Source organism: Roseateles sp. AC306, assembly GCF_979253795.1.
In genome coordinates this window covers 32,239-57,014 of the sequence record NZ_CEEDEB010000003.1, presented here as the reverse complement: position 1 = coordinate 57,014, position 24,776 = coordinate 32,239, and the positions used below count along the sequence as shown (strand labels likewise).

At 68.6% G+C, this 24,776-nt stretch carries 11 protein-coding genes; 2 read left to right on the top strand and 9 right to left on the bottom strand.

All coding sequences use genetic code 11. The features are described 5' to 3' along the window. Positions 1-7 precede the first annotated feature (7 nt). From tssG to tssA, 9 genes are all read right to left on the bottom strand, one after another. Positions 8-1,090, bottom strand: coding sequence for a type VI secretion system baseplate subunit TssG (tssG, locus tag AC0IZJ_RS08395; RefSeq protein WP_471848550.1), 1,083 nt, complete (start codon positions 1,088-1,090; stop codon positions 8-10). A gap of 163 nt (positions 1,091-1,253) precedes the next feature. Beyond that, positions 1,254-3,137, bottom strand: a complete 1,884-nt coding sequence (gene tssF / locus AC0IZJ_RS08390) for a type VI secretion system baseplate subunit TssF (RefSeq protein WP_471848548.1) — start codon at positions 3,135-3,137, stop codon at positions 1,254-1,256. A 6-nt stretch (positions 3,138-3,143) separates the two neighbouring features. Continuing rightward, complete coding sequence (gene tssE, locus AC0IZJ_RS08385; protein WP_471848546.1) at positions 3,144-3,650, bottom strand: type VI secretion system baseplate subunit TssE; 507 nt, start codon at positions 3,648-3,650, stop codon at positions 3,144-3,146. A 34-nt stretch (positions 3,651-3,684) separates the two neighbouring features. Next, positions 3,685-4,479, bottom strand: coding sequence for a type VI secretion system accessory protein TagJ (locus AC0IZJ_RS08380; RefSeq protein ID WP_471848544.1), 795 nt, complete (start codon positions 4,477-4,479; stop codon positions 3,685-3,687). Beyond that, positions 4,476-4,961 (bottom strand): Hcp family type VI secretion system effector, encoded by a 486-nt coding sequence (locus AC0IZJ_RS08375; protein ID WP_471848542.1) that lies wholly within the window; start codon positions 4,959-4,961, stop codon positions 4,476-4,478. Before AC0IZJ_RS08375 ends, AC0IZJ_RS08380 begins: the two co-directional genes overlap by 4 nt. Positions 4,962-5,206: 245 nt before the next feature. Further along, positions 5,207-5,692: an Hcp family type VI secretion system effector gene (locus tag AC0IZJ_RS08370; RefSeq protein ID WP_471848540.1), complete on the bottom strand. Its 486-nt coding sequence runs from the start codon at positions 5,690-5,692 to the stop codon at positions 5,207-5,209. Between the two features lie 92 nt (positions 5,693-5,784). Continuing rightward, on the bottom strand, positions 5,785-7,275 hold the full coding sequence (gene tssC / locus AC0IZJ_RS08365; protein WP_471848538.1) for a type VI secretion system contractile sheath large subunit: 1,491 nt from the start codon (positions 7,273-7,275) through the stop codon (positions 5,785-5,787). A gap of 39 nt (positions 7,276-7,314) precedes the next feature. After that, positions 7,315-7,824, bottom strand: coding sequence for a type VI secretion system contractile sheath small subunit (gene tssB / locus AC0IZJ_RS08360; protein WP_457419461.1), 510 nt, complete (start codon positions 7,822-7,824; stop codon positions 7,315-7,317). Between the two features lie 49 nt (positions 7,825-7,873). Further along, positions 7,874-8,920 (bottom strand): type VI secretion system protein TssA, encoded by a 1,047-nt coding sequence (tssA, locus tag AC0IZJ_RS08355; protein WP_471848536.1) that lies wholly within the window; start codon positions 8,918-8,920, stop codon positions 7,874-7,876. Positions 8,921-9,117: 197 nt separating this feature from the next. Here tssA and AC0IZJ_RS08350 point away from each other — a divergent pair, with 197 nt between their 5' ends. Together AC0IZJ_RS08350 and AC0IZJ_RS08345 are read left to right on the top strand one after the other, a co-directional pair. Next, a complete protein-coding gene (locus tag AC0IZJ_RS08350) occupies positions 9,118-10,827 on the top strand; it encodes a ShlB/FhaC/HecB family hemolysin secretion/activation protein (protein WP_471848534.1) in 1,710 nt (569 codons plus the stop codon). 66 nt (positions 10,828-10,893) lie between these two features. Then, complete coding sequence (locus tag AC0IZJ_RS08345; RefSeq protein WP_471848532.1) at positions 10,894-24,762, top strand: autotransporter-associated beta strand repeat-containing protein; 13,869 nt, start codon at positions 10,894-10,896, stop codon at positions 24,760-24,762. Positions 24,763-24,776: the final 14 nt, after the last annotated feature.

The following is a 24,776-nucleotide window of genomic DNA, read 5'->3' as shown; positions in this document are numbered from 1 at the left end:
TAACTCGCTAATTCGGGTGCGCCGCCGCTTGCGGGCGGCGGGCCTTCAACAGACGCTGTACTGCGGGCCCAGGCGTCAGGACGATGTGGGCGTCGCGCGGGCGGTCCTTCTGGCCGAGCCAGCTCGTCCAGCCCAGGCGTCCCGCCATGCCCGGCCGGGTCGCGGGCACCTGGTCGCGCTTGAGCACCAGGCGCAGGTCCCAGTGCAGCTCTTCGCCGACGTAGTGCATGACCAGCGGGATGATGCGCGGCAGGTTGTCGCCATCGGGCAGCAAGGCCGAGAAGGCATTGGCGTCCAACGGGCCGACGTGGATGCGGAAACCGTGCTGGCGGTCCCAGACCGCGCGGCCCAGCACCGCGCCGCCGCCGACGCAGTTGCCGCTGTGGGCTCGCTCGCCCAGCGCATTGCGGCCGACGCGCGTGCGCTCGGACTCGGGCAGCGGCATCCAGGTGCCGACGAACTGCTCCACCTGCACCGGACGCTGCAGCACGCCGCTGAGCATCTTCGCCAGCCCCTCGGCGCTGCGCACGCCCGACGACAGGATGCCGGCGAAGTGCAGGCGGGCATGGTCATCGGCGCTGTCGCGGCCGCGCAGCGCCGGCGTGCCAATGCCCACCAGCGAGCCGATGAAGGCGGAGATGCGGTCATCACCCTCACGGTCCAGGCTGACGGTGGGCTGGGCCTGCGCCCAGGCGCGGTAGAACAGCAGCAGCAGCCGGTGATGGAAGAGGTCGGCGAAGCGCGTGAAGCCGGCGTCGCCCGCATGCAGCAACCGCTCGCGCGCGTACTCGGTGAGGTGCAGGGGCAGCGGGCCGTTCGGGCCGAACAGGCCGAAGAAGCGCACGTCGATGCGACCCGCCGAGTTGCCGGTGGGCTGTGTGGCCGCATGCAGCGCGGCCGGCGCGAACGACAACTCGGGCGACTGGCCCAGCCGCAGCGCTTCGTCCTGCGGCCGCCGAGCGGTGCCGAGGCGCGGACGTTCGGGATGCAGATTCTCCAGCCGCCGCAGCGCCTGGAAGAAGTCGTGGTCCCACGGCTTCTCACGCAGCTGCCGCCAGAACTCCGCGATGGCGGCTGGCGATGTGCTCATTGCTGCACCCTTCGCGCTGCGCGCTTGCCAGGCCGACGGATCGGCCAGGCCTTCGCCAGGTTCGCCAGGTTCGTCAGGCGAGAGATGCCCATTGGGCATCTCAAGTCCGGCTTCACTCCCGTCAGGCGGGAGCGAGCTTGCTTGGGGCGGCCCGGCGCAGCGCTCATAGCAACGGCCTGGACCCGTCCTGCGGCTTGCCCGCAAAGATGACGCCGCGCGATGGCGCGCTCATCTGCAGCTCGGTGAAGCCGTTCATCGACACATGCCGGCCGAAGAAGCGCTCCAGCACGCAGCCGAGCAGGAAGGCCGAGCCGCCCTGGAAGGCGAGTTCGTCGACGGTCAGCGCGATTTGCACGCCGCGCCCGAAGGCGATGGGGCCCGGCTTGCGCAGGCGCCGCACCACCGATTCGGTCCTCACCGAACGCAGCCCTTCGATCTGCCGCTGCGCCGCCTCGTCGCCCTCGCGGGCGTACAGGCGCAGCATCTCGCGCAGCGCCGCGGCGCCCTGGTGCTCGTCGGTGTCAGACAGGCTCAGGTGGTTGAGCGACAGCTGGTTGATGAAGCGCCAGGTCAGGTTGGCTTCGCGCAGCGCCGATTGCGGACGCGACGGCCCCTTGACGACGCGGATGCCCTTGATCGGCGCGCTGCCCTCCAGGCTGAGGTCGTCGTCGGTGCCGGTGCTCATCAGCAGCGGCAGGTCGCGGTTGGAGCACAGCGCGCGCACGCTGAGCTGCTGCAGATCGGCACTGAAGGGCGCTTCCTTGGCGTCGACGATGGAGAGGAAGATCTCGCTGCCGATGTAGCTGGAGCGCGGGCCGGCGCCGCGCAGGTCCTTCTGGCGCGCCGACAGCAGGCGCGGCTCGCGCTGCATCGTGTAGTAGGCGCCGCGCTCTTCGTCGTCGTGATGGAAGGCCGCGTACAGCGGCGAGAAGCGGCGCTCGCGGGCCAAGTCGTTGCCGTGGCCGGTCACCTCAAGCAGGTCGATGATCTCGAAGTCCATCGGCCGCGCGCGGTCCACGACGACGTGATAGTCATGCCCCTGGGGGCCGACCTGCACGCGATCGCAGCGCTGCTCGAACAGGTTGATGGCCGGCACGCAGTTCAGTGCCAGCGAGCTGGCATCGACCGATTGCGACAGCACGCCGTTGGCGCGCGAGAACAGCAGGATGATCTCGACCTCCTGCCCACCGACGCGACGCAATGCATCGCCGATGCCGGCCAGGTCGAAGAACATGAAGCGGCTGGGGAAGGCGAAGTACTCCTGCAGCAAACGGTAGCCGCCGAAGCCGCGCGGGCTGACCGGCAGCAAGGCCTGGTCTTCCTCGAAACCCACGGTGCGCACGCAGCCGGGCTGCAGCGTTTCGTGCCGGGCGCTGGCGCCCTGCCCGCCGCTGACGATGACGCCCAGCGTGTGGCCGCACACCAATTCGTGCAGCGCATAGCCCAGCTCGCCGCTGGCCGCGCAGTGCAGGCGCAAGTCCTGCAGGCTCAGCTGGCTGAAGTTGGCCCCGCCGGTCGTCCTCAGCTTGATGCGCAGCCCGGACGAGAATTTGCGCCAGCCTTCCTGCCCGGCCAGCGGCAGGTTGGACGCATGGCTGAAGTATTCGGCGGAGGCCAGTTCCAGCGGCCACAGGCGCAGCTCGTGCGCGGTGCGGAAGCGGCAGTCCGTCAGCCCGGCCCGCGCCGACTGGCCGCGCAGCATGCTGGCCCGCGGCAGCACCACGCCGTTCAGCAGGCCGGCGTCGCCCGGGTCCGGCTGGACCTGCGCGATCAGCATGCTCGGCAGCGGCGCGAGGAACTGCGGGTAGAGGATCTCGATGAGGTGCTGGGTGAAGCGCGGGAACTCGGCATCCAGCTTGAGCTGAACGCGCGCCGCCAGGAAGGCGAAACCCTCCAGCAGCCGCTCGACGTAGGGGTCGGCGACCTCGACATCCTTGCCCAGGCGCAGGCGCGCGGCCTGCTTTGGGAATTGCTCGGCAAACTCCTTCCCCATGTCCTGGAGATGCTGGAGTTCCTGTTCGTAATAGCCGATGAGGCGCGGGTCCATGGCAGCCTAGCGGGCGAGTTCCCGGATCTGCACGCGCCCGGTCTCGAGGTCGAAGTCGGTGTGCAGCAGCAGCTCCAGCGGCACGGGCTGCGCCCACATCTGGCCGCTGATGCGGATGCTGATCTGGTTGCGGTGGCCGATCTGCAAATCGGACACCAGCGCATCCACGCGCAGCGTGTCGGCCAGGATGCGCGGCTCGTGGTCGAGGATGGCGCGACGCACCTGGGCTTCGAGCCAGGGCGGGTCGATGGACGAGGCCGTGGTGCCCGACAGCGCAGGCAGGCCGAAGCCGAGCACCGAGCGCGCGGCGCGCGGGAAGGCATCCAGGCCTTCCACACTGGCGGGCGCGGTGGCGTTGAACAGCCATTCGAGATCGCGCAGCACGGCCTCGCGCAGGCGCTGGCGGCTCATCACGCGCACGTCGGCGGACTCGACACGCTGATCCGGGTGGTCGTCCCGCAACCGGTCGAGCAGCGCGGGCTGCAGCCGGTCGATGACCTTGTTGGCCGTCATGCGTGCGTCGCTGCCATCAAGGCTTGGGCGCGGGTCATGCCTCGCCGCTGAACGTGATCTCGCGCAGGTCGAGCAGCGCGAGGTCCCCCGCCTCGGTCGCCAGCAGGCGCTGGCCCTGGCCGGTGAAGAAGCCGGGGCGCGGCTCCAGCCACTCGGTGCGGCGCGCCAGGGCAAGGTCGGCCACGCTCAGGTCGGTGTCGGCATAGCGGCTGGGCACGAGGGCGACGGTCTCGCCGCCATTCCTGAAGTGCAGTTCTGCCGGCAGCCAGACCTTGTCGCGCAGATCGCTCGGTGCCTCCAGCTTCAGCACGCTCAGGTGGGACAGCGGCACCCAGTAGTAGCGACCGTTGATGACGGCCTCCAGCAGCGGGCCCAGGCGCATGTCGGCGTCGGCAATCCACTCGAAGGGCTGGCCATCCGCCGTGCCCGGGCAGGCCGGCGCCTGCTCGAAAGCCTGGGTGCGCAGCGCCTGCGCGGCCTCGGCCTCGCCGCGGCCCTCGCGCAGCAGGGCTTCGAGCAGCAGTGCCGTCCACGGCTCGGGCTCGCCGAACAACATGGGCAGCTTGCCACCCGTGAACACCTGGGCACGCAGGCGCTCGCATTGCAGCGCCTCACGGTAGGTCTGCACCATGGCCAGCGTGGACGCATCGAGCTCGCCAGCCACATTCAGCTGCGTCAGCGCCCGGTCCCAGCGGCCCAGCACGCAGAGCAGCTGGAACAGGAAGACGCGCAGCTTGGCGTCGGCGGGCTTGGCGCGGATCTGGTCCTGCAGCAGGCGCAGCGCGAGTTCGGGGTCGCCGTCCCGGAGTGCTTGTTCGGCTTGGCTCATCCCGCGGTCACCTCGTCCTGGAAGGTCGATGCGCCTTTGAGCCCGCCCGTGGCGCTCTGGCTCTTGTACTGCACTTCGATCTTGTTGAACGTCAGGGACAGTCTCTCCGTCAACATGGGGCTGTCGCCCTCCGAGCTGACGTCCAGCGAGGTGATGCGACCGCCCTGGATCGTGATGGAGAAATAGTCCTCCTGCTTGCCACCGGCCTTGCGCACGGTCAGCACCGCCTTCTTGATTTCGTCATTGGTCTTCATGACGGACATGAGACCGGTGGACGCACTGTCCACGAATTTGGTGATGCGCAACTCCAGCTGCGCCGGCTTGCTCTCCTTGCCGGAAAAGCCCGTGCTCACGACGCTCGTCATGCCCCAGCTGAAGTCTTGCACGACGATTTCAGCAGGGTGGGACGGATCCTCGCTCTCGCCCTTGACGGCACCGCCGCGCTTGCTGTCGAGCTTCAGGAACATGTCTTTCTTCGACATCTCAACCTCACCGGTTTGCGCCCGCGACGGGATCCGCGACGGCTACGTGCAGCAGTCAGCAACGAGCCGCCAGCAATGCATGGGCATTGAAACGAGACGGCCACCGCAAACGGTGGCCGCCAATCGCCTGCCAAGGCTCGCCTCCCGCGCAGCCAACCCGAAAGGTCGGCGACCGCGCAGGCCGCAGCCCGGGCGAAGCGTCAGTTGGCAGCACCCGGATGAGCGGAAGCTGCCACGAGCAACGCTCAGACCACCGTGTTCTTCGCGATGTCGAACTTGGAGAACACCTGGCCGCCTTCAGCGCCGCCGGTCTTGGCCTGCTGCTGGTAGGCCACTTCGTAGGCACCGAAGTTGATGGTCACGTTCTCCGTCAGGCGGTCTTCACCGCCGCTGCCGCCGGTCTGGACGCTGGAGATCAGCAGATCCTTCAGCGTGATGACCAGGTACTCGAGGGGCTTGTCACCTGCCTTGCGCACGGTCAGCACCGCCTTGGGAATGTGCTTGCCGGTCGCGCAGTGCGTCATCAGCACGGTCGACGACTTGTCGATGTGCTTGGTCAGGCTCAGGTCCTGAACGTTGACCTTGCCGGCGCCACCGCCCGTGGACTGGTGGGTCGTGCCGGACTGGCTCATGCCCCAGCTCCAGGCCAGCACGTCAATCGACTTGGCGTGCTTGGCATCGACCGACTCGCCGTCGATACCGTCGAACTTGATGAACATGTCTACAGCCATGATCCCTTCTCCTTCATTTCTATGAATTACCGAACAAAAAACACCGCTTCACGTCGTGCGCCGGTCGGAGCATGCCGTAGCGGCAACGCCGCTCAGCCTGCTTTCCCGGAAGGGAGCTTGGACACGAGACGCAGCGAAACCGTCAGCCCTTCGAGCTGATAGTGAGGCCTCAGATAGAACTTCGACGAGTAGTAGCCGGGGTTGCCTTCGATCTCTTCAACCACGACTTCAGCAGCCGCCAGGGGCTTGGTGGCCTTGGTGGACTCGCTGGAGTGCGCCGGGTCGCCGTCGACGTACTGCATGATCCAGTCCTGCAGCCAGCGGTTCATCTCGTCGCGCTCCTTGAACGAGCCGACCTTGTCGCGCACGATGCACTTCAGGTAGTGCGCGAAACGGCAGGTGGCGAACAGGTAGGGCAGGCGAGCGGCCAGATTGGCGTTGGCGGTTGCGTCCGGATCGTCGTACTCGGCCGGCTGCTGCAGCGACTGCGCACCGATGAAGGCCGCGAAGTCGCTGTTCTTGCGGTGGACCAGGGGCATGAAACCGGCCTTGGCCAGTTCAGCCTCGCGGCGGTCCGAGATGGCGATCTCGGTCGGGCACTTCATGTCCACGCCGCCGTCGTCGGTCGGGAAGCTGTGCGTCGGCAGGCCTTCGACGGCGCCGCCGGATTCAATGCCACGGATGCGCGAGCACCAGCCGTATTCCTTGAAGGAGCGGTTGATGTTGACGGCCATCGCATAGGCCGCATTGGCCCAGGTGTACTTGCCGTGGTCGGCCGCGCCGGTTTCTTCCTCGAAGTTGAACTCCTCGACCGGTGCGCTGCGGGCGCCATAGGGCTGGCGCGCCAGGAAACGCGGCATGGCCAGACCGAGATAACGCGCGTCGTCGGATTCGCGCAGCGAGCGCCAGGCAGCGTACTCGGGCGTCGTGAAGATCTTGGTCAGGTCGCGCGGGTTGGCCAGTTCCTGCCAGGAGTCCATCTGCATCACGGTCGGCGACACGCCGGTGATGAAGGGCGCGTGCGCCGAGGCAGCCACCTTGGCCATTTCGCCCAGCAGCTCGACGTCGGGAGCGCTCTGGTCGAAGTGGTAGTCACCCACCAGGCAGCCGAAGGGCTCGCCGCCGAACTGGCCGTATTCCTCTTCGTAGATCTTCTTGAACAGCGGGCTCTGGTCCCAGTTCGTGCCCTTGTAGCGCTTCAGCGTCTTGCCCAGCTCCGCCTTGGAGATGTTCATGACGCGGATCTTGAGCTGCTCATCGGTCTCGGTGTTGTTCACCAAGTGATGTAACCCGCGCCAGGCGCCTTCGAGCTTCTGGAAGTCGCCGTGGTGCAGGATCTGGTTGATCTGGTCCGACAGCTTGCGGTCAATGGCCGCAATCATGCTTTCGATGGTCTTGACCGTGTCGTTGCCGATGAGCTGGGTCTGCGCCAGCGCCTGCTGCGCCAGCGTCTGAACGGCCAGTTCGACGGCGCTGCGCGCCTCTTCGGTCTTGGGTTTGAATTCGCGGTTCAGCAGCGACGCCAGGTCGCTGCCTTCAAAGTTGACCGACGCCAGTGGCGATGAGGTCTGCAGTTCAGCCATTCAAAATCTCCTTGGCGTGGGGGGCGCCTTGCGCGTCAATCATTCGGCCGGGGTGTCGGTCGGCTTGGCGGAGGTGGCGAGCGAACCCAGCAGCGCCGGGTCGGCCAGCACCTTGGACACCAGTTCCTCGGCGCCGGTCTTGCCATCCATGTAGGTGACCAGGTTCTGCAACTGGTTGCGCGCTTCAAGCAGCTTGCTGAGTGAATCGACCTTGCGGGCAATCGCACCCGGAGAGAAGTCGTCCATGCTGTCGAAGGTGATGTCGACGCTGAGGTTGCCTTCGCCGGTCAGCGTGTTGGGCACCTGGAAGGCCACGCGCGGCTTCATCGCCTTCATGCGCGAGTCGAAATTGTCGACATCGACCTCAAGGAACTTGCGATCTGCGACGGGCGCGAGCGGATCCACGGGTTTGCCCGAGAGATCCGACATCACGCCCATGACGAAGGGCAGTTGGACCTTCTTCTGTGCGCCGTAGAGCTCGACGTCGTACTCGATCTGAACGCGAGGCGCGCGGTTGCGGGCGATGAATTTTTGGCTGCTGGTGGCCATCATGATCTCCGTGGAGGAATAGGAGTGGAATGCGGATTACGCGGTGGTGTCAATCACTCGAATGGACTTCTACCGTCGACGGATCGACGCCCATGATGCGCGCGACCTCGCTTAGCGCGTCGGGCGCGAGTTCCTTCATCAACTGGAGGAAATTGTGGCCGAGCAGGCGCCCGGCGCGACGAAGGAGCAATTGCGCTGGGTTGGTCGGTTCGGCACGTTCGAGATAGTCGCACACCATTTCGATGGCGCGCTGGGCTTCGGCTCGGGAATTGATGCGGCCACTCAAGGCCTGACCCCCGCCGCCACCGCCCGTCGAAGGCGAGTCCGCCCCGCCCTGAGCATCGCCACCCGCCTCGGCTGCAGCTGCCTGGGGCATCAGCCCGGCAACGGCGCTCAAGGTCTGGCGCAGCGGCTTCAGGTCGGGTGCCTGGGAGTGGTCCATGCGTTCGCCAAGCAGCGCAACGAGCGCCGCCAGCTCGCTCTGGGCGTCGGCAATTTCGGCGGGCAGGCTGGAGCCCTGCTGGACCGCGTCAGCGAAGAGCTGCTCGACCTGCGCCCGGCTCCAGTTACTCTCGTCGTCACGCGCCGCGATGGTGCCCATGGCGATCTCGACCGCGCGGACCTTGACCTCGCCCACGCCGCGCAGGCTTACCAGGTTGGCCTCGCGCAAGTCGGCCAGCACGGTGTCGGCATCCACGAGCAGCGCGAGCACATTGGCGCGCGCATACAGATCGCCGTCGTCCGGATCGGGCTGGGGATGCAGGCCCTCCCAAAAATTGCTCATCAACCCGGTCAAAAGACGAAGGCTGGGCGCCAGGCTGCGGACGCCCTCCATCCTGAGCAGGGCACGCGTCCAGAGCACCGCGACGCGCAGGTCGCGGCTGACGTCGAACAGCTTCTCGCAGCGCCGGCGCACGTCGCGCCAGTCAGCCGGCACGGCCGATTCGAACTGCGACTCGGGTTTGCCCTGGGCGGCCTGGGTCAGCTCAAGGAAGGCGTTGTCGTACTCCAAGTCGGGCCCACAAGGCGCAGATTCATCCGCCAAAGGTTGCAGCCAACCCTCGACCTGCGCGGCTAACTCAGACGAAACACTCAAACTGGAACTCCCGGGAACAAGGTGGTCATGTCCGCAGCCGGAGCTGCGCCGACCAATACGATAGCTTCAAAGCATGACGCGCCGCCTGGGGTCAACGCTAGGACGCATCAGGATTGATGAGCGCCCCGTGTTGAGCCCATGGTGGCGGTCATGCGGATCAGATAGCCTCACGGCCCAATACAAAGAGGGTGAAAACAATGAAGTCGGCTCAGGGGACTTGGAAGGCGACGCTCGTCATCGGGCTGCTGGCGCCCCTCACGGTGGCAGTGGCACAGACCACGCCGCCCTCCGGCACCGTGCCGACACCGCAAGAACTGGCCCCCAAGCCCGAGCAGGCCCGCAGCGTCGATGTACCCCGCCCCGCCCCGCCGCGCGAACTGGGCAAGCCTGCCGACGATCTGCGCATCGACATCCAGGCCTTCAGCGTTGCCGAAGACGCCCCCCCCGAACTGAGGGCCGCACTGGCCCACCTGACGGCGCCCTTCGTCGGCAAGGCGCGCAGCTTCGAGGACCTGGCCAACGCGGCCGCAGAAGTCACGCGCTTCCTGCAGAGCGAGCTGGGCTACTACCTCGGCTACGCCTACATCCCCGAACAGCAGACGAGCGGCGGCGTCGTGCGCATCGCCGTGCTGGAAGGCCGGCTGGACGAGGTGCGGCTGAACTGGAGCGAAGGCCTGCCGGTGCGGCGGGAAGTCGTTCAGGCCTACCTGGACGAACTGAAGCCCGGCAGCATCCTGAAAGTACGCGACGTGGAGCGCGTCGTCTTCCTCGTCAATGACCTGCGCGGCATCAGCGCCCAGGTGGAAGTGCAGGCCGGCAGCAAGCCGGGCACCGCCAGCCTGGTCGTGACGCCGCGCGCCGACGCCACCTGGACGGCCCGCGCCGACCTGGACGCCAACGGCTCGCGTTTCCTCGGCCGCTTCCGGCTGACCGGCCTCGTCACCATGAACAGCCCGTTTGGGCGTGGCGACGGGCTGACGGGCAACCTGCTCGCGTCTACGACCGGCGGCCTCTTCTTCGGCCTGGTGAACTACACGACCCCCGTCGGCAGCAGCGGCTTCAAGCTCGGCGCGTCGATATCGGCCGTGCGCTACCAGCTCGACAAGGATGAGTTCCCGCTCGACCTCACCGGCGACGCGATCACCGTGACCGGCTTCGGGCTCTATCCCGTCATCCGCTCGCGCAACCTGAACTTCTTCTCGCTGCTGTCGGTGGAGCACAAGCAGTTCTCCGACAAGAGCGCCGCGACGCTGCCGGTGAAGAAGAGTTCAGACACACTGGCCATCGGCGGCAACGGCGACTTCCGCGACAGTTTTGCGGGCGGCGGGGTCAACACCTACGAGTTCTCGGCCATCGGCGGCCGGCTGAAGTTCGACGTGGAGCAGATCGGCCAGGACCCGGCGAACTTCAGCAAGCTGACCGGCGGCTTCACCCGGCTGCAAAACATCGTCACCAACCGCCTGCTGGCCTATGTCGCCGTGCGCGGCCAGGTCGGCATGCAGAACCTCGACACCACCGAGCAGTTCCGCCTCGGCGGCCCTGACGGCGTGCGCGCCTTTGCGCCGGGCGAGGGCACCGGCGACAGTGGTGTCATCGGCAGCTTCGAGCTGCGCTTCCTGCCGCCCGAATCCATCTTCGGACGCATCGGCCGCGAGTCCGTCGTCAGCCTGTTCTACGACGTAGGACGCATCAAATATCGCAAGGATCCGTCCGCCCAGATCCTGCTGGACGAGACCTTCGTGAATACCGCGACCATGGGCGGCGCCGGCGTGGCGGCCACCTGGGTGCGCCCGGGCGAGTTCGCGCTGCGGCTCAGCGTGGCCAGCCGCACCAACGGCACGCCAAAGAGCGACACCAAGGGCAACAGCACCCGCGCCTACGCCCAGCTCACCTACTTCATCAAGTAGCCGCACACGCCCATTGCCAGCTGGTGGCCTAGGCCGCCCCGCACACACAGATCCCGGGAGTTCCACATGTCCTTTGACCGCAGCTCGACGCCGAGCGTCCACGACCGGCACCTGCGCATCCATCCGCTCACCTGGGCCATCGCCGTGGCACTCGCCCCCATCGCTGCAGGCGCGCTGCCGCAGGATGGCGTCGTCAAGCAGGGCCAGGCCACCATCCAGACCCCGCAGACCGGGCTGATGGAGATCAAGCAGGGCAGCCAGACGGCGGCGGTCGACTGGCGCAGCTTCTCGGTCGACAAGGGCGAGACCGTCCGCATCATCCAGCCCAATTCGCAGGCGCTGCTGATCAACCGCGTCATCGGCTACGACCCCACGCGCATCCTCGGCCAGATCAACGCCAACGGCCGCGTCGTGCTCAGCAACCCGCGCGGCGTCTATTTCGCGGCGGGCTCCCAGGTCGACACTGGCAGCCTCGTCGCCACCACGCTCAGTCTCAGCGATGCCGACCTGCAGAGCGGCCGGCTGCGCTTCGGCACGTCGACGGAAGGCGCCGGTGAACTGCGCGCCGAAGGCAGCATCCGCGCGGCGGACGCCGTTGCCCTCATCGCCCCGCAGCTCAGCGTCAACGGCAGCATCGACGCCCGCCGTGTCGGCCTGGCGGCTGCCAGCAACGTCACGGTCGACGTCGAAGGCGACGGCCTCGTGCTTTTCAATGTGCGCAACGACGACGGCCTGGAAACACGCCTGAACCAGCTCGGCAGCATCAACGCCGCGCAAAGCGCCGAACTTCGCGCCGTGGCCCGGGCGGGCTTTGCCGACACGGTGCTCAACCTCGATGGCGTCGTGCGCGCCCGCTCGCTGGAAGGCGTCGCCGGCCGAGTCGTCGTCGACGGCGGCAGCCAGGGCGTGACTTTGGTGAACAGCCAGATCGACGCCAGTGGCGGCGGCAGCCAGACCGGTGGCGACGTGCTGGTGCAGGGCCAGCGCATCATGCTGGCCAGCGGTGCGCAACTGGATGCATCGGGTGGCACGGGCGGCGGGCGGATTCGCGTGGGCGGCGACTTTCACGGAGCGAATGCCGAGCTCACGAATGCCGAGATGCTCATCGTGCGACCCGGCGCGCGGCTGAATGCCGATGCGGGCACCAGTGGCAACGGCGGACAGGTGGTGCTGTGGTCCGAGCTGAACACCGTTTTCCTCGGCAGTCTCAGCGCACGTGGCGGCTCGCTGGGCGGCAATGGCGGCCAGGCCGAGGTGTCGGGTCGCCATGGGCTGAGCTTCGATGGGAGTTCGAACCTAAGCGCACCACTAGGGCGCGTCGGAACGCTGCTGCTAGACCCAGACAACATCATCATTGCCAACGGCGGCGGCGCGATTGCGGGCGCGAACAACATCGATTTCGACAGCGCCTCCTTTCCCGGCAATGTCACCATCAGGGCATCATCTGGCGCTGGCAACCTGCAAACGCTTCTTGCCTCGAATGACGTTGTTCTCAAAGCGAAGGACACCATCACCGTCAACGATCCCGTCACCGCATCCAGCCGCGCACTGACCCTGGAAGCCGGTGGCGACATCACGGTCAATGCGGCGCTGGCAACCGTCGGCTTGACGCTTTCCGCCGGCAGCACCGATGCAGATGCGAACACATCCGCGACGGGACGCGTCGTTACCACAGCAAACATCAGCGCGGGCACCGGCGTGCTAACGCTGAACAACAACGGCAGCACGGGCGTGCACTCGATAGGCGGCAACCTGACGGGCGCCACCCTCAGCGTCACCGGCGACCTGGCCACCACGGCTGCGGTCCAGATTTCGACCACGGGAACCTCCACGGTGGCCGGTGCGATCGACCTCGGCAACAACCTGACCGCCTCCGGAGCAGGCAATCTGACGTTGACCGGTGCCATCAGCGAGTCATCGGCCAGTGCGCTGATCAAGAACGGCTCCGGCACGCTGACGCTGGCCGGCGCGAACAGCTACACCGGCGGCACCACCATCAGCAATGGCACGTTGAACGTCGGCAATGGCGGCACCACCGGCAGCCTCGGCGCCGGATCCGTCACAAACAACGCCGCGCTGGTCATCAACCGCAGCAACGCCCTCACGATCGCCAACGCCATCGGCGGCACCGGCACGCTGGAGAAGCAGGGCAGCGGCACCCTCACGCTGACCGGCAGCAGCAATTACAGCGGCGGCACCACCATCACCGCCGGCACGCTGCAAATCGGCAACGGCAGCACCACCGGCAACATCAGCCTCAGCAACGTGACCGGCTCCGGCACGCTCGCTTTCAACCGCAGCGACAACGTCAACGTCAGCACGGTTCTCGGCAGCAACCTCAACCTCGCCCAAATCGGCCCCAGCACGCTCACGCTGACCGCCGCCAATACTTACAGCGGCACGACCACCATCGCCGCCGGCGCCACGCTGGCCGTTGGCAATGCCGGCACCACTGGCACGCTCGGTGCCGGCGCTGTGACCAACGACGGCACGCTCGTCATCAATCGCAGCAACGCCATCACGGTCGCCAATGACATCGGCGGCACCGGCGCGCTGGACAAGCAGGGCGCCAACACGCTGACGCTGACCGGCACCAACACCTACACCGGCACCACTGCCATCGCTGCGGGCGGAAGCGTCAACGTCGGCGATGGTGCCGCGAGCGGCACGCTAGGCTCGGGCACCATCACCAACGATGGCACGCTCATCCTCGACCGCAGCAACGCCCTGACGGTCGCCGCCGTCATCGCCGGCAACGGCAACCTCGTGAAGCAGGCAGCGGGCACCACCACGCTGACCGCCGACAACACCTATGTCGGCACCACCGTCATCAACGCCGGCACGCTCCAGCTCGGCATTGGCGGCACCACGGGCGCCATCGACATCAGCAACGTCAGCGGCACCGGCACGCTCGCTTTCAACCGCAGCGACGACCTCACCGTCAGCACCGCCATCGGCAGCAGCCTCAACCTGGCGCAGCTCGGCAGCAGCACCCTCACGCTGACCGGTGCCAACACCTACAGCGGCACGACGACCATCGCCTCCGGCGCCACGCTGACCGTGGGCGACGCCGCCGCCGCCGGCACGCTCGGCGCTGGCGCCGTCACCAACGACGGCACGCTGGTGATCGCCCGCAACAACGCCATCACTGTCGCCAACGCCATCGGCGGCACCGGCGCGTTGGACAAGCAAGGCACCAACACGTTGACGCTGACCGGCGGCAACACCTACAGCGGCACCACCACCATTGCGGCGGGCGGCACGCTCAGCATCGGCAATGGCGGCACGACGGGCACGCTCGGCACCGGCGCCGTCACCAACGACGGCACGCTCGTCGTCAACCGCAGCGACGCGATCACGGTCGCCAACGCCATCGGTGGCGCGGGCGCGCTGGACAAGCAGGGCACCAACACGCTCACCTTGACCGGTACCAACACCTACGGTGGCACCACCGCCATCGCGGCAGGCGGCACGCTCAACGTCGGCAGTGGCGGCACCACCGGCACGCTGGGCGCGGGCACGATCACCAACGACGGCACGCTCGTCCTGGACCGCAGCAATGCGCTCACCGTCGCTCCCGTCATCGCCGGCAGCGGCAATCTTGTGAAGCAAGCAGCCGGCACCACGTCGCTGACCGGCACCAACACCTACAGCGGCACCACCGCCATCGACGGTGGCACCCTCAGCGTGGGCAACGGCGGCACCACCGGGTCGCTCGGCTCCGGCGCCATCAGTGGCACCGGCACACTGGCCTTCAACCGCAGCAATGCGCTGACCGTCGCCACCGCCATCGGCAGCAGCCTCAACCTGGCGCAGCTCGGCAGCAGCACCCTCACGCTGACCGGTGCCAACACCTACAGCGGCACGACCGCCATCGCCTCCGGCGCGACGCTGGCCGTGGGCAACGGCGGCACCACCGGCACGCTCGGCGCAGGTGCCGTCACCAACGACGGCGTCCTGGCCATCAACCGCAGCGATGCCGTCACGATTGCCAACGCCATCGGCGGCACGGGTGTGCTGGACAAGCAGGGCGGCAACACCCTCACGCTCACCGGCGCCAACACTTACGGCGGCACCACGGTCATCTCGCCGGGCGGCACGCTCAGCGTGGGCAACGGCGGCACCACCGGCACGCTCGGCAGCGGCGCCGTCACCAACGACGGCACCCTGGTCATCAACCGCAGCGACGCGATCACGCTCGCCAACGCCATCGGTGGCGCGGGCGCGCTGGACAAGCAGGGCAGCAACACCCTCACGCTGACCGGCAGCAACACCTACGGCGGCACCACGGCCATCGCGGCGGGCGGCACGGTCAACGTCGGCAATGGCGGCACCACCGGCACGCTGGGCGGGGGCACCATCACCAACGACGGCACGCTCGTCCTGGACCGCAGCAATGCGCTCACCGTCGCTCCCGTCATCGCCGGCAGCGGCAATCTTGTGAAGCAGGCGGCCGGCACCACCTCGCTGACCGGCACCAACACCTACAGCGGCACCACGACCATCAACGCCGGCACGCTCAGCGTCGGCAACGGCGGCACCACCGGCTCCCTGGGCTCTGGCGCCATCAGCGGCACCGGCACACTTGCCTTCAACCGCAGCAATGCGCTGACCGTCACCGCCGCCATCGGCAGTGACCTCAACCTGGCACATCTGGGCAGCAGCACCCTCACGCTGACCGGCGCCAACACCTACAGCGGCACGACCGCCATCGCGTCTGGCGCCACGCTGGCCGTGGGCAATGGCGGCACCACCGGCACGCTTGGCGCCGGCGCCGTCACCAACGACGGCGTCCTGGCCATCAATCGCAGCGATGCCCTCACGATTGCCAACGCCATCGGCGGCACGGGCGCGCTGGACAAGCAGGGCGTCAACACCCTCACGCTGACCGGCGCCAACACCTACGCCGGCACGACCACCATCGCCGCCGGCGGCAGCGTCAACGTCGGCAACGGCGGCACGACCGGCGCGCTGGGCACCGGCACCATCACCAACGACGGCACGCTGATCCTCGACCGCAGCAACGCATTGACCGTCGCCGCCGTCATCGCCGGCAGTGGCAATCTGGTCAAGCAGGCCGCAGGCACCTCGACGCTGACCGGCAACAACACCTACAGCGGCACCACGGCCATCAACGCCGGCACGCTGCAACTCGGCAACGGCGGCACCACGGGCTCTGTGAGCCTGGGCAACGTCAGCGGCTCCGGCACGCTGGCGTTCAACCGAAGCGACAACCTCACCATCGGCGCCGCGCTCGGCGGCAGCCTCAACCTGGCCCAGGTCGGCCCCAGCACCGTCACGCTGGTGGGCGCGAATACCTACAGCGGCACGACCACCATCGCCTCCGGCGCCACACTGGCCGTGGGCAACGGCAGCACCACCGGCATGCTGGGCGCTGGCGCCATCACGAACGACGGCACGCTCGCCATCAACCGCAGCGATGCCATCACGGTCGCCAACGCCATCGGCGGCACCGGCGCGCTGGACAAGCAGGGCATCAACACGCTGACGCTGACCGGCAGCAACACTTACGGCGGCACAACAACCATTGCGGCGGGGGGCACCCTCAACGTCGGCAACGGCGGCACGACTGGCACGCTGGGTGCGGGTGCCGTCACGAACAATGGCACGCTCGCCATCAACCGCAGCAATGCCATCACGCTCGCCAATGCCATCGGCGGTACCGGTGCGCTGGACAAGCAGGGCAACAACACCCTCACGCTGACCGGCAGCAACACCTACGGCGGCACCACGGCCATCGCGGCGGGCGGCACGGTCAACGTCGGCAATGGCGGCGCCACCGGCACGCTGGGCTCCGGGGCCATCACCAACGACGGCACGCTCGTCCTTGACCGCAGCAATGCGCTGACCGTGGCCGCGGCCATCGGCGGCAGCGGCAATCTCGTCAAGCAGGCCGCGGGCACCACGTCGCTGACCGGCACCAACACCTACACCGGCACCACCGCCATCAACGGTGGCACCCTCAGCGCCGGCAACGGCGGCACCACCGGGCAGCTCGGCAGCGGCGCCATCAGCGGCACCGGCACGCTGGCCTTCAACCGCAGCAACGCGCTGACCGTCAGCGGCGCCATCGGCAGCGACCTCAGCCTGGCTCAGCTCGGCTCAGGCGCGCTCACGCTGACCGGCGCCAATACTTACAGCGGCAACACCACTATCGCCAGCGGCTCGACGCTCAACGTGGGCAACGGCGGCAGCACCGGCGCCCTGGGCCTCAGCCAGATCAACAACGACGGCACGCTGGTGTTCAACCTCAGCACGCCGCTGACGCTGTCGCTCAGCAGCACCGGCAGCGGCGCCCTGGTCCAGCAAGGCAGCGGTGCCCTCACCCTCACCGGCACGCATGGCTACACCGGCACGACGAGCATCGCGGCGGGCAGCACCCTGAGCGTGGGCGACGGCTCGGCCTTCGGCACGCTCGGCTCGGGGGCCGTGGTGAACGACGGCACCCTGGTCATCGACAAGAACAATTCGCTGATCCTGTCGAACGACATCGGCGGCACGGGTGCGCTGGTCAAGCTCGGCAGCAACCAGGTCTACCTCAGTGGCAACAACACCTACGGCGGCACCACGACGCTCGCCGGCGAGTTGTTCATCGGCAATGGCGGCACGACGGGCAGCCTGGGCACCGGCGCCGTCACCAACAACGGCACGCTGTGGATCAACCGCAGCGATTCGCTGACGCTGGCCAACGACATCGCCGGCAGCGGCGGCCTGAAGAAGCTGTTCACCCCCACCACGCTGACCCTCACCGGCAGCAACAGCTACACCGGCACCACCGACATCATCGGCACGCTGCAGATCGGCAACGGCGGCACCACGGGCACGTTGGGCACCGGCGCCGTCGCCAACACCGGCACGCTGATCCTCAACCGCAGCAATGCCCTGACCGTCGCCGCTGCCATTGGCGGCGCCGGCAATCTCGTCAAGCAGGGGGCAGGCACGGCCACGCTGACGGGCAGCAACGGCTACACAGGCACCACCACCATCAGCGCCGGCACGCTGCAGGTCGGCAACGGCGGTGCCAGCGGCACGCTGGGCTCAGGCGCGGTCACCAACAACGCCACGCTCGCCGTCAACCGCAGCGATGCCATCACCATCGCCAACGCCATCGGCGGCACTGGCGCGCTGGACAAGCAGAGCAGCAACACCCTCACGCTGACCGGCAACAACGGCTACAGCGGCACGACGACCATCAACGGCGGCACGTTGCAGGTCGGCAATGGCGGCACAACCGGCACGCTGGGCTCGGGCGCGCTCAGCGGCACAGGCACCCTCGCCTTCAACCGCAGTGATGCCCTCACACTGAGCACCGCCCTGGGAGGCAACCTCAGCTTCGCGCAGCTCGGCCCCAACACGCTGACGCTGACCGGCACCAACACCTACAGCGGCACCACCGCCATCGCTTCAGGCGCGACGCTGGCCATCGGCAACGGCGGTACCACCGGCAGCATCGGCGCCGGCACGGTGGCCAACAACGGCACCCTCGCCGTCAACCGCAGCAACGACCTGACCCTGGCAAATGCCATCAGCGGCACGGGCACGCTGGTCAAGCAGGCCGGCAACACGCTCACGCTGACTGGCGGCAACAGCTATGGCGCCACACAGATTGCAGCGGGCGTGCTCGACATCGGCGGCGGCGGAACCACGGGCACCACCGGCACCGGTCCCATCACCAACAACGCGACGCTGCGCATCAACCGCAACAACGCGGTGCTCTTCAGCAACAACGTCAGCGGCTCCGGCACATTCGTGAAGACCGGCGCGGGCACGCTGACCGTCGACATTCCCAACACCGTCTCCAATCCCAGCATTCAAGTGCTGGCCGGCCAACTGGCACAGGTCGGGCCCAACACCTTCACCGGCAACGCTGCGCTGCTGGTCGACGGCGCCACCGCGAAGTTCAATCCAAGCACCGCGCCGGCCAACTTCGGCAGCGTGACCGTCAGCAATGGCGGCGAAGTGATGGGCAGCGGCACCGTGACCGCCGCCAGCTATGCGCTGGAGAACGCCAACATCAGCGGCAAGCTGGGCGCGGGCAGCCTGACCGTGACCGGCGCCACGACGCTGTCCGGCGAAAGCGCGGCCAACGTCATCAACGTCGACACCGGCGGCGCACTGACCCTCAGCGGCGCCGCAGCGCATCTGACCGGCAGCGCGGCACTCACCATCGCCTCGGGAGCCAGCATGACGCTGGCTGGCAACGAGTCCGCGCAGAGCCTGTCCCTGACCGGCACGCTGAACGCGGCGTCGGCAGGCCAGACGCTCACTGCCGCCACCTACGGCTTGCACAACGGCGCCGTCGTCAACGCCAACCTCGGCACCGGCACGCTGACCAGCGACGGCATTGCTGTCGCGCTGAATGCGCCGGCCGCCGCCACCACGGTCAACGTGGTCTTCGGCCGCCTGACGCTGGGCGCCGCCAACCTGCTGGCCGACGGCGCGACCGTGACCGTCAGCTCCCCCGGCGTGCTCAAGCTCGGCGGTAGCGACACCATCACCCAGCTCAACCTGGCCGGCCAACTCGAAGCCACCGTCAGTTCCACGCTGACCGCCACCGCCACCACGGGCTATGCGCTCAACGGCGGCATTACGCGGGTCAATGCGAACCTGGGCGCCGGCAAGCTGTCGGCGAACGGCACCAGCGAGATCAACGGCACGACGGCCGCCAACGACCTGAACATCGCAGCCGGCGCCACGCTGACCCTCGGCGCGCCTGCCGACCGGCTCGTTGGCAGCCCGGCGATCACCGTCGGTGCCGGCGGCACGCTGAATGTGCTGGCCAACAACGCCGCCACCTCGGTCAGCCTCGGTGCGGGCGCCCAGGTCAATGGGCCCGGCGTGCTGACCGCCACCGACTACGTGCTCGACAACGCGACCTACGACGGCGACCTCGGCGGCGGCACCTTGACCAGCCGCAACAACAGCCGGCTGAACGGGCACTCGGCGGCGGCGCTGCTGCTGGTCGAAACCGGTTTGCTGACCCTGGGCTCGGCAGACCGGCTCATTCCCTTGCTCGGCGCACCGCTCGTCAATGTCGTCATCAACGCCGGCGCCAGCCTGGCGCTCGGCGGCCATGAACAGTTCGGCTCCCTCGCCGGCGCCGGCACCCTGGTCATGGGCAGCCATGCGCTCCAGACCGGCTCCACGCAATCCACGGTCTTCTCCGGCGTCGTCAGCGGCGACGCCCTGTCGACGCTGACCAAGGAAGGCGCGGCCACCACCTTCACGCTCAGCGGCGCCAGCACCAGCAGCGGCCTTTTCCAGGTGCAGCAGGGCACGCTGCTGCTGACCGGCAACGACCGTCTCGCCGCCGCCAGCAGCGTCGGCGTCAACAGCGGCGCGGTCCTCAAGCTCGACGGCAACCAGGCGCTCACGACGGCCACGGTGGCCGGTACGGTCGACAAGACCGGCGCCAACGACACGCTCACCGCCACCAACTACGCGCTGAACAGCGGCGCGGTCATCAACGCCAACCTCGGCAGCGGCGCCGTGGCCAGCAATGGCAGCGCCACGCTGAACGGCACGGCAACGGCCACCACCGTCAACGTCGCCACCGGAACGCTCACCCTGGGCTCGGCCGATCGCCTGGGCGACACCACCGCGGTGGACATCGCCAGCGGCGCCACGCTGCTGCTCAATGGCAACGACAGCGTCGGCAGCCTCACCTCGGCCGGCACGCTGGCCAGGACCGGCGCCAACGACACGCTCACCGCCACCACTTATGCGCTCAACGGCGGCACCGTCATCAACGCCAACCTCGGCGGCGGCGCGCTGACCAGCAACGGCAACGTCGCCCTCAACGGCACGGCGGCGGCCACCACGGTCAACGTCGCCGGTGGCACGCTCACGCTGGGCTCTGCCAACCGCCTGGCCGACACCGCCGCCGTGGGCATCGCCAGCGGCGCCACGCTGCTGCTGAACGGCAACGACAGCGTCGGCTCGCTGACGGCAGGCGGCACGCTGGCCAAGACCGGCGCGAACGACACGCTCACCGCCACCACCTATGACCTCGCCAACGGCGCAGTCATCGCCGCCAACCTGGGCGCCGGCTCGCTGACCAGCAATGGCAACGCCGCGCTCAACGGCACCGCCGCAGCCACCACTGTCGACGTCGCCACCGGCACGCTGAGCCTGGGCTCGGCCGACCGCCTGGCCGACACGGCCGCCCTGTCCATCGCCAGCGGCGCCACGCTGCTGCTGAGCGGCAACGAAACCGTAGCCAGCCTGACCGCCGCAGGCACGCTGGCCGGCGCCCACACGCTCACCGCCACCACCTACGCGCTGAACGCCGGCGCCGCCATCACCGCCAGCCTCGGCGCCGGCACCCTCACCAGCAACGGCAACGCCACCCTCAACGGCACGGCCGCCGCCAGCATCGTCAACATCGCCGCCGGCACGCTCACGCTCGGCTCCGCCGACCGCCTGGCCGACAGCGCCGCCCTGTCCATCGCCAATGGCGCTGCCCTCCAGCTCAACGGCAACGACACGGTCGGCACGCTGACCTCCGCCGGCACCCTCGGCAAGACCGGCGCCGCCGACACCCTCGCCGCCGCCAGCTACGCGCTGAACAGCGGTGCCGTCGTCGACGCCAACCTCGGCGCCGGCGCGCTGACCAGCAACGGCGCCGCCGCACTCAATGGCACCGCTGCCGCCGCCACCGTCAACATCGCCTCCGGCACGCTCACGCTGGGTGCTGCCGACCGCCTGGCCGACACCGCAGCGCTGGGCATCGCCAGCGGCGCCACGCTCAAGCTCAATGGCAACGACACGGTCGGCACGCTGACCTCTGCCGGCACCCTCGGCAGGACCGGTGCCGCCGACACGCTCAGCGCCGCCAGCTACGCGCTGAACAGCGGCGCCGTCGTCGACGCCAATCTCGGCGCCGGCACGCTGACCAGCAACGGCGCCGTTGCTCTCAACGGCACGGCCGCCGCCACCACCGTCAACATCGCCACCGGCACGATGACGCTGGGCGCCGCCGACCGCCTGGCCGACACCGCTGCGGTCGACATCGCGAGCGGCGCCACGCTCAAGCTGGGTGGCAACGACACGGTTGGCGGCCTCACCGCTGCCGGCACGCTGGCCCGGACCGGCGCCAACGACACCCTCACCGCCACAAGCTACGCGCTGAACAACGGCGCGGTCAGCGACGCCAATCTCGGTGCCGGCACGCTGACCAGCAACGGCGCCGTCGCCCTCAACGGCATGGCCAGCGCCACCACCGTCAACATCGCCACCGGCACGCTGAGCCTCGGTTCGGCCGACCGCCTGGCCGACGGCACCGCCGTCACCCTCGCCAGCGGCGCCACGCTGAAGCTCAATGGCAACGACACCGTCGGCAGCCTCACGGCCGCGGGCACGCTGGCGAAAACCGGCACGGACGACACCCTCAGCGCCTCGACTTTCGCGCTCAACGACGGCGCGGTCGTCAACGCCAACCTCGGCACCGGTGCGCTGACCAGCAACGGCAACGTCGCCGTCAACGGGACGTCGGCGGCCGCCGTCACCGTCGCCACCGGGACGCTGAGCCTCGGCGCAGCGGATCGCCTGGCCGACAGCGCCGCAGTGACCATCGCCAGCGGCGCCACGCTCAAGCTCGGCGGCAACGACACGGTCGGCAGCCTCACCGCCGCCGGCACACTGGCCAAGACCGGCGCCACCGACACGCTGACCGCCGCCACCTACGCGTTGAACGATGGCGCGGTCGTCAACGCCAACCTCGGCGCCGGCACGCTCACCAGCAACGGCAGCGTCGCCCTCAACGGCACGGCTGACACCACCAGCGTCAGCGTCGCCACCGGCGCGCTCACGCTCGGTGCCGCCGAGCGCTTGGCGGACGGTGCCGCCGTGAGCGTCGTCACCGGCGCGACGTTCAGGCTGAACGGCAACGAGACCATCGGCAGCCTCACGATCGCCGGGACGCTTGCCAGGACCGGTACCGGCGACACACTCACCGCCGCCACGACCACAGCCAGCCAGGGCGCCCAGTTCGTGGCCAACCTGGGCGGCGGCACGCTGAACACCAGCGGCGGCGTCCTCGTTTCCGGCAATGCCGGCGTCCAGACGCTGAACGTCAACGGCGGCACGCTGCAGGTCGACGGCAGCAACCAGTTCAGCGCCGCTCCAGTGACAACGCTCGCGTCCGGCGCCACGCTGGCCCTGAGCGGCAGTCAGGCTTTGGGCAGCCTCAGCGGCGCCGGCGCCATCACCGCCACGGGCGGCACGCTGGCTATCGGCAGCCGCGGCGGCAGCCAGTACGACGGCGTCTACAGCGGCAACGGCGCGCTGCGCAAGGAAGGCGCAGGGACGCTGACCCTGACCGGCAACAACAGCTACACCGGCGGCACGCAGATCACCGAAGGCACGCTGCAGGTCGGCGTAGGCGGCAGCAGCGGCACGCTTGGCAACGGCGCCGTCAGCAACACCGGCTCGCTGGTCTTCAACCGCAGCGACAACCTCAGCCTGACGCAGACCATCACCGGCACAGGCAACGTCGAGCAGGCCGGCACCGGCACGCTGACGCTGGACACTGCCCTGCAGACCACGGGCATCACCAAGGTCAGCAAGGGCAGCCTGGTCACCCCGGGCGACGAGCGCATCGCCAATAGCGGCAGCGTCGTCGTGGATGCCGGCGCCGCGCTCAGGCTTGGTGGCAACGAGACCCTGGCCGCGCTGACCAGTGCCGGCAGCGTCGAACTCAAGGGCAACCTGATCAGCAGCGGCGACGTGAAGATCAGCGGCGTGCTCAGCCTGACCGGTGCTGGCGCACAGAGCCTGAGCGCCGCCCACCTGGAGGCCAACAACAGCGCCAACACACTCGGCAGCCAGCCGCTGTCGCTGGCGGCACAGTCCGTCCAGCTCAAGACCGGCGACGCCGCCGCGCTCAAGCTCGGCACGGTCAACCTCTCGGCCGACTCCAGCATCTCGGCCGGCACGATCTCGCTGACCGCAGACGTGACGCTGACCGGCGGCACCACCACCCTGGTGGCTGCCGCAGTGCCCACCGTCTACACACCCGAGACCGGCAAGCAGGCGGCCAACGCCCAGCAGATCGCCATCGCCGACGCCACCATCGCCCAGACCGGCGGCCTCATCCGCGCCACCACCGGCTCGCTGGCCCTGCAGGCCAAGGGCGGTGGCTCCATCACGCTGATCGACGGCGCCGCCAACGACCTCAGCGGCGGCATCTCGGCCGTCAGCGGCACCGCCGGAGCGCCGTGGAATGCCAACTCGGCGGGCAATGTGACCACCCAGCAAAGCCGCATCAGCCTCAGCGCCGACACGATGCGCGTCAACGGTGCTGGCGTCGAGGGCGACCTCATCGTCATCGACGCCGCCAAGCTGAGCAGCGCTGCCGCCACCAGCGTCATCCGCGCCCGCCTGCCCTACAACCCGGGACTGGGCTTCGCCGTGCAGATGCCCGGCCTTGCGCTCAAGCTGCGCCCGGCGGCCTTCACGCAATCGCTCAGCTTCGGCTCTGGCAGCGACATGATCGCCATCGATGTCGGCAGCAGCCTTGCTGCCGGACCGGCCGGCTTCATCACCATCCTGCCCAAGAAGCCCACGGGTCTGGGCGCCACCGCCGTCTACGCCAGCGGCCCGGCGATCGGCACCAACGGCTACCGGCTCTTCTACGACGGCGCCAGTCGCAGCAGCGAAGTGCCGGTGGTGTACAACGGTGCCACACCGGCCACCCCTGAAGCCCAGGGCTCCATCTCCGCCACCGTCGCAGTGTCGGAAGGCGCCCGCAAGGATCGCTTCGAGGAAGCGGTGCGGACCGAGAACGTCGCCATCCGGCTGCGCTCCGGCGTGATTGCGGAAGTCGGCGCCGGCCGTCCGGCCACGATCGGCAAGGAAGGCATCCGCCCGCCCGAGCAATGCACGCCGACCGGCGAACTCGGCTGCGAGAAATGAGCCTTCAACGGAAG

Coding starts and splice junctions, on each gene's coding strand:
- tssG (WP_471848550.1), bottom strand. CDS start 1,090: ATGAGCACATCGCCAGCCGCCATCGCGGAGTTCTGGCGGCAGCTGCGT.
- tssF (WP_471848548.1), bottom strand. CDS start 3,137: ATGGACCCGCGCCTCATCGGCTATTACGAACAGGAACTCCAGCATCTC.
- tssE (WP_471848546.1), bottom strand. CDS start 3,650: ATGACGGCCAACAAGGTCATCGACCGGCTGCAGCCCGCGCTGCTCGAC.
- AC0IZJ_RS08380 (WP_471848544.1), bottom strand. CDS start 4,479: ATGAGCCAAGCCGAACAAGCACTCCGGGACGGCGACCCCGAACTCGCG.
- AC0IZJ_RS08375 (WP_471848542.1), bottom strand. CDS start 4,961: ATGTCGAAGAAAGACATGTTCCTGAAGCTCGACAGCAAGCGCGGCGGT.
- AC0IZJ_RS08370 (WP_471848540.1), bottom strand. CDS start 5,692: ATGGCTGTAGACATGTTCATCAAGTTCGACGGTATCGACGGCGAGTCG.
- tssC (WP_471848538.1), bottom strand. CDS start 7,275: ATGGCTGAACTGCAGACCTCATCGCCACTGGCGTCGGTCAACTTTGAA.
- tssB (WP_457419461.1), bottom strand. CDS start 7,824: ATGGCCACCAGCAGCCAAAAATTCATCGCCCGCAACCGCGCGCCTCGC.
- AC0IZJ_RS08350 (WP_471848534.1), top strand. CDS start 9,118: ATGAAGTCGGCTCAGGGGACTTGGAAGGCGACGCTCGTCATCGGGCTG.
- AC0IZJ_RS08345 (WP_471848532.1), top strand. CDS start 10,894: ATGTCCTTTGACCGCAGCTCGACGCCGAGCGTCCACGACCGGCACCTG.